The organism is uncultured Mucilaginibacter sp. (assembly GCF_937859865.1).
Taxonomy (GTDB): Bacteria; Bacteroidota; Bacteroidia; order Sphingobacteriales; family Sphingobacteriaceae; genus Mucilaginibacter_A.
Genome location: NZ_CALMAT010000151.1, coordinates 1 through 267 on the forward strand (window position 1 = coordinate 1; position 267 = coordinate 267).

General features: G+C 49.1%; 1 pseudogene. It reads right to left on the bottom strand.

Annotated elements, in window-relative coordinates:
- Positions 1 to 267, bottom strand: a pseudogene (locus Q0192_RS16440) (glycoside hydrolase family 3); the annotation flags it as partial.

The window sequence follows — 267 nt, forward strand, 5'->3', positions numbered from 1 at the left end:
CCCAAGCCCCATTCGCCGTCCATCGCGATCAGCAACGGCACTTTGGCTAATTTTTGATAACGATTGGTTAACGCCGCTTGTCTGCCCGGCCCGCCCTGAAAAAAAACCAAACCACCGATGTGTTCATTCTGGATAACGCCGGCCACAGAATCTTCAAAAGCTACGCCTTTATTGGTATGCGCGCGAACCATCAGCAATTGTGCAATCCGGTCGGGGCGGGTTAGGTTATTAAAAACAGAATCTACCCAATGATTTTTTTGCTTTTCC